This window comes from uncultured Thomasclavelia sp. (assembly GCF_944324745.1).
Classification (GTDB): Bacteria; Bacillota_I; Bacilli_A; order Erysipelotrichales; family Coprobacillaceae; genus Thomasclavelia.
In genome coordinates, this window is sequence record NZ_CALUXO010000053.1 from 46,834 (window position 1) to 53,225 (window position 6,392).

Sequence of the window (6,392 nt, forward strand, 5' to 3'; positions counted from 1 at the left end):
TCTTAACTTAAGAAAAATTAATATACTATTTTGGCTAAAATTTTCCCAATATCACTTTAAATATTTAATTGATCAAATCAAACACTTAGTGTTTCAAGTTGTTATTATAACATAAAAATTCTATTTGCAAAGCCAGGTTATAAAAAAACAGTCTACTTTAAAAGTAAACTGTTTATTGATAATAACGACTTGATTGATATAAAATGATCTGATTTTCTTTTAATGATGCTGGCACATCAATGATTCTTTGATTTGAAGAACCACGAAAACGTAATTTCCGATCACTTAAATGATCAATATAAGGACCATCAATCAAAACATCTAAATATGGTAAAATTGCCACATCAAAATCTTTTATTTTTTCATATAAATAAGCTGAATATAACCAGATTGTTCGATTAGGACAATTTTCCCTGATCTTATGTAATAATTTAGCAACATCATAGCGATTTTCAGGTTCTAACGGTTCTCCGCCTAAAATCGTCACTCCATTGATATGAGGCTTATTGATTAAATCAATCAATGTATTTTCCATTTCCTCATTAAACAAGTCACCGCCACTAAAATCCCAAGTTTCTGGATTAAAACAATTTAAACAATGCTGATGGCATCCTTGAACATATAAAGAAACTCGAATTCCTTCGCCATTAGCAATATCTGTTTGTCTAATTTGTGCGTATCTCACAAATTATTCTCCATATAAATGATTATCTAAGTGTACAAAGCGTTCTTGAATCTCTTGAGTTCGTCCCTGATTCCAGAAATTGTCACCTAAATAACCACAAGTACGACGGCAAACATTTAATGTTTTATGATTACGGTTACCACAATTTGGACAATACCATTCACGATTTTCATCTAATAAGATTTCACCATCAAAACCACATTCTTGACAATAATCAGATTTAGTATTGATTTCAGCATATTGAATTGTTTCATACATATAATCTACTAAAGCTGACAAGGCATCTAAGTTTTGTGACATGTTAGTTACTTCAACATAACTAATGGCTCCACCAGAAGATAATTTTTGGAATTTAGCTTCAACTTCTAATTTACTAAAGGCATCAATGTGTTCTCTAACATTAACATGATAAGAATTTGTTAAATAATCTTTATCAGTAACCCCTGGAACAATTCCAAACCGTTTTTTCAAGGCTTTAGCAAATGTATAAGTAGTTGATTCAGCTGGGGTTCCATATAAACCAAATCCCAGTCCTGTTTCTTCTTTCCAAGTATCACAAGCATTTCTTAAACGCTCCATGATCTTCGTAGCTAATTCATTACCTTCTTTTGAAGTGTGGGTTTGTCCAATTAAAGCTACAACACATTCATATAACCCTATATATCCTAAACTAATTGTTGAATAACCGTTTTCTAATAACTTATCAATTTTTTCACCAGACTTTAAGCGTGCTAAGGCACCATAACGCCAGTGAATTGGACTAACATCAGCAAGTGTTCCTTTTAAACTTTCATGACGTAACATTAAAGCTTCTTTACATAACTCTAATCTTTCATCTAAAATTTTCCAGAAATCATCAATATTATGATTTGCTGATAAACCAGCATCAGCTAAGTTTAAAGTTACTACTCCCTGGTTAAAGCGACCATACCATTTATATTCGCCATTTTCATCTTTCCAAGGTGATAAAAAGCTACGACAACCCATACATGGGAATACTTGTCCTTCATAATTTTCACGCATGATCTTAGCTGAAATAAAATCAGGCATCATTCGTTTAGCCACACATTTTACCGCTAAATCAGTCAAATAACGATATTTACTATCTTGTGGGACATTATTATCATCTAAGACATATAATAACTTTGGAAAAGCTGGTGTTACATAAGCACCTACTGGATTTTTCATTCCGACATAACGCTGTCTTAGAGTTTCTTCAATTAACATTGCTGTTTCTTCAATATATTCTGGTTCTTCTTTTAAATACATGAAAATTGATAAAAATGGTGCTTGTCCATTTGTCGTTGAAAAAGTGTTAATTTGATATTGAATCGTTTGAATACCGGCTCTAATTTCGTCTTGTAAACGTGATTTAGCAATTTTTTCAATTTGTTCATCACTATATTCAATTCCAATCATTTTTCCTTCATTAGCAACATTCTTTTTATGTTTTTCATAACTTACTCTTACATATGGTGATAAATGTGCTAAAGAAATCGTTTGACCACCATATTGACCATTAGCAACTTGTTGAACTATTTGAGTAGCTACAGTACAAGCTGTTTGCAAAGACTTTGGTGTTTCAATTAATTTATCATTAATAACTGTTCCATGAGCAAACATATCTTTTAAATTAACTAAATCACAATTATGCATCTTTTGAATATAATAATCCATATCATGAAAATGAATAATTCCATCATCATGAGCCTGAACAATTTTTGGTGGCAACAACAAACGCCGACAATAATCTTTAGAAAACTCTCCGGCAATTAAATCTCTTTGAGTTGCTAAAACGGTCGCATCTTTATTTGAATTTTCTTCCATGGCTTCTTTATTAGTCTGATTGACAATACCATAGATTTCATTATCAATTGTATTGGTTTCTCGTTGAAATTCCCTAACTTTACGATAACCTTCATATGCTTTAGCAGTCAAAATCTGCCCTTTTTCAATTAACTTTTCAAATACTTGACCTTCAATTCGATAGATTGAAATATCACTATCACTATAACGATGCCACTCTTCAATTTCTCTGGCAATATCTTTTGCACATTGTTCATCTACAATACCACTACCACATTTCATGGCCTTTAAAATAGCATTTTCAATTTTCGTCGCATCAAACTCTACAGTGTGACCGTCTCTTTTTATAACTCTCATTTTGTTCCCTCCTAAAATTACAAAACCTATAATACCATTAAAAAAAATATTTTGATAATGATATACATCATAAACCTCGAATTTTTTTTACACAAACTTAAGACTCATAATTCACCAATTGCCTACTCTATCATAAATTATCCGATAAATCACGCTTTTTTTGTCTAATTGTTTAAAAAAAGGATAAACTATTACCACAATTAATAATTATTAATTTATTCTTTAGAAAGCTTTAAAAACTTTAATAAAAGACTATGTTAAAATATGGCTATGAAAAAAATAATTATCGTTATCACATTAATATTATTAAATTGTTCCAGTCATGTTAAACCGACAATCTATCAACCACTCCATCAAGAACTATTTGATCAGATCAATTTTGCCGAATACGATAAAATCATGATTGTCGCCCATCCTGATGATGAAACAATCTGGGGTGGTATGCATTTGCTTCAAGATAAATATTTCGTGATTTGCCTGACAAATGGTAACAACAAAGTTCGAGCTAATGAATTTATGAATGTTTTAAAGAATACAGCATCCTTTGGAATTATTCTAGATTATCCTGATAAAGTCAATGGTAAAAAAGATAACTGGGCAACTTGTAAAAATAAAATAAGAAACGATTTATATTATGTATTATCTAAACATTCATTTAATCTTATCGTAACTCATAATCCTGATGGTGAGTATGGTCATATTCATCATAAAATGACTAACTCAATAGTTACCAAGATTCAAGAAAATTTACATGCTACCGATAAACTTTATTATTTTGGCAAATATCACAAAAAAAATAGTGCATATCTGCCAATGACTCCAACTTACGATGCTAAACTATTAGAAGAAAAAAATAATCTTTTAAAATTATATTCTTCTCAAAAGAAGGTATGCAAGCATCTGCAACATATGTTTCCATATGAATATTGGATTAGTTACCAGGATTGGTCCTAATCCTTTTTACTTTTGAATTAAAATTTAATATACTTAAGCATATAGGGGGATAACATGAAATTTGATCAAATTACCAATAGTAGAATTGTTCAAGCTATCAATCAATCTTTAAATCCAATTTATTTAATTTTGAATCTAGCATCAATTGCTCTAATCATTAATCAATTGGTTGATGAAGCATTGATTCAAACTATAGCTTTAACAATTATTAAGCTGCTGCCTTTTTTCATGGCAATTGCTTTAACTTACTTTCTAACTAACAAAATCCAATCATGCGTATTGGTACTGGCTATTTTGGCAATAACTAAACAAAATAATCTTTTAGATGCCATTGTTTTAGCAATTATTATCTATCTAATTGATCATCTCTATCAAAAGCAATTGTTTTCTAAACATTTTATAACTAGTCTTCCAAAATTTGTTGAAGATTCTTTAAAAAACATCATTTTACTATTAACGATCATTATAATAATAGTAATCTTCAAATATCTTACTTTACCATTAAATTGGTTAACGATCTTTGATTGGCCAATTACTTGTATTGGGATTATTTTTCTATATTGTTTATTGTTTTATTATGGTTATCATCCAGCTTTATTATTAGCTTTTCTAGGACCAATTCAAATATTATTTTTAAGTGAAAATATTCAGGCTTTTTTATTAAACGAACCCTTAATTCATTTATTTACTCATGGTTCAATGTCCGCTTTTGCTAATCTATCAGGAACTGGGGTTACCATTGGAATTGCTTTACTTTCTAAACGGCTACCAAAAGATTGCTTTAAAGCCGGCTGGTTTGGGGTTAATGAAAGTGTTATTTTTGCCCTGCCCATTACTAGAAATAAAAAAGCGTTTATTCCTTATGTCCTTGGTGGCACTATTCTTGGCAGTTTTCCTTTTGTATTAATGGCTTTAGGATATTTAAATAAACCAATTTTTGATGCTCCATATTTAGGTCTTTTTATCGAAGGGTTTCTTGTCAATTTAGATTGGCGCAGTATCTTAGTTAATCTTGTTCAAATCATTGGTTCAATTATTATTTGGAAATTTTTATATCGGGAGGAAAATCATGAAATATAACTTTGATCAAGTAATTAATCGTAAAAATACCTATAGTACGCAATGGGACTTTATCAGTGATCGTTTTGGTCGTGATGATATTTTACCGTTCTCTATCTCAGATACTGATTTTTTAGTTCCTCAGCCAGTAACTGATGCTTTAAAAAAAGCTACTGATCTCCAGATTTTTGGTTATAGCCGCTGGAATCATGATGACTTTTTTAATGCCATCGTCAATTATTTTAAAAATAATTTTGCTACAAATATTAACTCCAAGTGGATCGTCTACAGTCCTTCAGTAATGTATAGTTTATCAACATTAATGGCTATTTTAACTGATCCTGGTGACTATGTTGCCACCTTTTCACCGATGTACCCAGATTTTGAAGATGCTATCATTAATCACCAGCGTCAAAGTCTTCGCGTAGAATTACAAAACCAGGACGGTTACTATACCATTAACTTTAAAAGCTTAGAACAGGCTTTTAAACAGGCAAAAGTCTTTTTACTTTGTTCGCCTCATAATCCAACTGGAAGAGTCTGGAATGAAGATGAATTAACAAAAATCATTATGTTAGCTAAAAAATATGATGTTAAGATTATTGCTGATGAAATTCACATGGATATTGTTTATCATAAAAAGCATCTACCAATTGTATCTTTTCTTGATGAATATTTACAGTTGTACTTAGTTTCATCTGGATCTAAAACATATAATTATCCTAGTCTTGGTGGCAGTTATGCCTTAATTCCTGATGCTAAGATCAAAGAAAGATTTTTAAATATTACCAAACACCGTGATTTTGTTAATTCGGCAAACTTTATGGGTATGAACGCTTTAATTGCTTCATATAATCAATGTCATGATTATCGTCAACAGTTAGTGGCTTATTTAGAAAATAATATGAATATTATTGAGCAGTTTATCAATGAAAAATGTCAGCCCCTGCACTTTGTAAAACCAGAAGCAACTTATTTAGCTTGGATTGATTGCCGGCAATTACCAGTTGACTTAAAAACATTTCAAGATGTTTTAGTTAACTATGGTAAAGTTGGAATTATGCCTGGAACTACTTATTTTGGCGACGGTTATTTAAGAATGTGCGTTGGCTGTAGTCAAACAAAATTACTTGATGGTTTAAATCGGTTAAAAAGAAGTTTAGATTATCTAAAAAGCAACAACTACAAATAATTACATCACATACTTAAAGCCACTACAATTTAATTTGTAGTGGCTTCATTTTTGTAAACGATGAATAAACTCTTTTGATTAGTTATCTTTTTGGCTTCCACAATACTTCACATTGTTTTTGACGATGCGCCAGTCCGATATATATTACTCGCCCCTTTAATCCCATGTCATATTGATTAGTGATAATTTGGTCAACAGCTTCTTTAGCCAGGTCTTTTAAATCTACTTTCTTATCTCTTGTATATTTAAATTCTATTACATATGATGGCTTGTTTTCATTTCTGGCCTTTAAGATTATATCACTTCTTCCTTTTCCACTTTCCTGATTGCTTTTTATTT

The 6,392-nt window shown here is 30.6% G+C and carries 6 protein-coding genes; 3 read left to right on the plus strand and 3 right to left on the minus strand.

The features are described from left to right. Nucleotides 1-172: 172 nt before the first annotated feature. Both nrdG and nrdD read right to left on the minus strand, forming a co-directional pair. On the minus strand, nucleotides 173-685 hold the full coding sequence (gene nrdG, locus Q0K54_RS06815; RefSeq protein ID WP_294579452.1) for an anaerobic ribonucleoside-triphosphate reductase activating protein: 513 nt from the start codon (nucleotides 683-685) through the stop codon (nucleotides 173-175). A gap of 3 nt (nucleotides 686-688) precedes the next feature. Beyond that, nucleotides 689-2,848, minus strand: a complete 2,160-nt coding sequence (gene nrdD, locus Q0K54_RS06820; protein WP_294579455.1) for an anaerobic ribonucleoside-triphosphate reductase — start codon at nucleotides 2,846-2,848, stop codon at nucleotides 689-691. Nucleotides 2,849-3,118: 270 nt separating this feature from the next. Here nrdD and Q0K54_RS06825 point away from each other — a divergent pair, with 270 nt between their 5' ends. The 3 genes from Q0K54_RS06825 to Q0K54_RS06835 are packed head-to-tail and all read left to right on the plus strand — an operon-like array spanning nucleotide 3,119 to nucleotide 6,053. Further along, nucleotides 3,119-3,802 carry a PIG-L family deacetylase gene (locus Q0K54_RS06825; RefSeq protein WP_294579459.1) on the plus strand — a complete coding sequence of 228 codons (684 nt, stop codon included), beginning with the start codon at nucleotides 3,119-3,121 and terminating at the stop codon, nucleotides 3,800-3,802. A gap of 54 nt (nucleotides 3,803-3,856) precedes the next feature. Further along, entirely contained in the window at nucleotides 3,857-4,882 is a 1,026-nt protein-coding gene (locus Q0K54_RS06830; protein WP_294579461.1) for a hypothetical protein, read from the plus strand. Next, nucleotides 4,872-6,053: a MalY/PatB family protein gene (locus Q0K54_RS06835; protein ID WP_294579463.1), complete on the plus strand. Its 1,182-nt coding sequence runs from the start codon at nucleotides 4,872-4,874 to the stop codon at nucleotides 6,051-6,053. Before Q0K54_RS06830 ends, Q0K54_RS06835 begins: the two co-directional genes overlap by 11 nt. Before the next feature lie 82 nt (nucleotides 6,054-6,135). Here Q0K54_RS06835 and Q0K54_RS06840 read toward each other — a convergent pair. Beyond that, a partial coding sequence (locus tag Q0K54_RS06840; RefSeq protein WP_294579465.1) for a PD-(D/E)XK nuclease domain-containing protein occupies nucleotides 6,136-6,392 on the minus strand: 257 nt, incomplete at its 5' end.

Bases quoted from the DNA above. Each gene is read 5' to 3' on its own strand.
- nrdD (WP_294579455.1), bottom strand. From the start codon at position 2,848: ATGAGAGTTATAAAAAGAGACGGTCACACTGTAGAGTTTGATGCGACG.
- Q0K54_RS06825 (WP_294579459.1), top strand. From the start codon at position 3,119: ATGAAAAAAATAATTATCGTTATCACATTAATATTATTAAATTGTTCC.
- Q0K54_RS06830 (WP_294579461.1), top strand. From the start codon at position 3,857: ATGAAATTTGATCAAATTACCAATAGTAGAATTGTTCAAGCTATCAAT.
- Q0K54_RS06835 (WP_294579463.1), top strand. From the start codon at position 4,872: ATGAAATATAACTTTGATCAAGTAATTAATCGTAAAAATACCTATAGT.